1 protein-coding gene is annotated in these 1,401 nt (G+C 41.6%); it reads right to left on the reverse strand.

Going from position 1 to position 1,401, the window contains the following annotated elements:
• A partial coding sequence (locus tag CRYPD_RS07655) for a VCBS repeat-containing protein (protein WP_244610283.1) occupies positions 1-1,401 on the reverse strand: 1,401 nt, incomplete at both ends.

Consider the following 1,401-nt stretch of genomic DNA (forward strand, 5'->3'; position numbering starts at 1 on the left):
ACATATATTCCTTGTTGATCATTGCTTGGGTTTCCGTCAAAGACACGGTCGGGCAGTCCGTCGCCATTCATGTCAATTAGTGTGGAATGTTTACCGCTTTTGTGGATTGGGCGATTTTTCCAGTCATCGCCTAGGTCATTTTGCCATTGCTGACCTGAGTCAAAACCACTACCTGTATTAAGATAAACATATATTCCTTGTTGATCACTTGGGTTTCTGTCAAGGATACGGTCGGGCAGCCCGTCACCGTTCATGTCAATTAGTGTGGAATATTCACCGCCTTTGTGGATTGGGCGATTTTTCCAGTCTTCGCCTATGTCATTTTGCCATTGCTGACCTGAGTAAAAACCACTACCTGTATTAAGATAAACATACATTCCTTGTTGATTATTACTTGGGTTTCTGTCAAAGACACGGTCGATCAGTCCGTCGCCATTCATGTCAATTAGTGTGGAATGTTCACCGCCTTTGTAGATTGGGCGATTTTTCCAGGCATCGCCTAAGTCACCTTGCTCTTGATGACCTGAGTCAAAACCACTACCTGTATTATAATAAACAAATAATGCTTGTTGATCATTATTACTTGGGATTCTGTCAAAGACACGGTCGGGCATCCCGTCACCGTTCATGTCAATTAGTATGGAATGTTTACCGCTTTTGTGGATTGGGCGATTTTTCCAGTCTTCACCTAAGTCATTTTGCCATTGCTCACCTAAAAAAAAGTTACCAGCGTTGTGTTGCCACTTAAACTCAGTTTTTGGCAAACATTGACCGTTAACACATTCCTCAATTGAAGTCAGTTGACTTCTCTTAGGTGTACCCTGATATTGATATTCTAAATCATAAGTTCTAATACTATTGTTGTTTACATAAGTGGTGATATTGCTCAAGCGTTTAGTTTGTCGTAATTTGCCGCCTGCTTGATAAGAGGTATGGGTATCGTTTCTATCTTCATAAGTCAACCTAACTGAATTGTTAGTATAGTTAATTCGGCTTAAAGTGTATTCGCCATTCGCGTTGTCTTCATTGTAAATATAATTAATCGTATTGTTGGCAGCATCAGTAATTTTATTGACCGTCCAAAGCCTAACAACTGACTTGCCTTGAGCTTCAATCTTAGAATCTGGGGTGTTGCCATATTCAAAAGTTTGTCCTGATTTGGTTTGCACTGTCCAATGATTGCCGTTGTATTTAACTTTGCTAAAGTTGTTAATCTCAGTGCGGTATTCGCTACCTGATTGCCCATCGGTGCCAGAAATAGCGATTAGGCGCTGCCCGTCTAGGCAGTATCTATCGTTGCTGTCGTAATTGACACCGCCTTTTATGCGATCGGTAGCGATGGTTTTGGCGCAACGATGGATAATGGATAAGCCGCCTAGGCTAAAGCCTATTCCTAACTGC

The sequence above is a fragment of the Bathymodiolus heckerae thiotrophic gill symbiont genome, assembly GCF_900180345.1.
GTDB lineage: Bacteria > Pseudomonadota > Gammaproteobacteria > PS1 > Pseudothioglobaceae > Thiodubiliella.